General features: G+C 40.8%; 1 pseudogene. It reads right to left on the reverse strand.

The annotated features are described in order from the left end of the window. A pseudogene (locus ACRHOC_RS14720) lies at nt 1-507 on the reverse strand (hypothetical protein); the annotation flags it as partial.

Here is a 507-nt window from a genome sequence, read left to right on the forward strand (position 1 = left end):
CTACACAGATTTCTGCTGTAGTATCTGTTGTGCCTGCAATCTGAATGGCACCACCTTGAGCATCACATATATTATCACAGTCCATACCTGTAAAACGTGTAATTGAAATAGGATTTGATAAATCAAAACATCCTGATAGATCTGCAACATTTGTTGCTGTTCCTAATCCGATATCTCCTGTATATCTTAAATACCAAATATCACAAGTGCCTGCAGGTGCACCTTCAAGGTTAAAAGGTCCTGAAGCTGGTGTACCTAATATATCGTTGGTAGCCTGATCTGTAATTACCCATGTCGAACTGTCTCCTGACAGTACACTCATGTCTACAAACTCCACCTCGATAAGATCGTCAGTTCCCTCGCCTACACAGATTTCTGCTGTAGTATCTGTTGTACCTGCAATCTGAATGGCACCACCATTTACTGCATTTCTTGATACTGATATTGGGTTCGATAAATCAAAACATCCTGATAGGTCTGCAACGTTTGTTGCTGTTCCTAATCCGA

Source organism: Winogradskyella poriferorum, assembly GCF_050618035.1.
Classification (GTDB): domain Bacteria; phylum Bacteroidota; class Bacteroidia; order Flavobacteriales; family Flavobacteriaceae; genus Winogradskyella; species Winogradskyella poriferorum_A.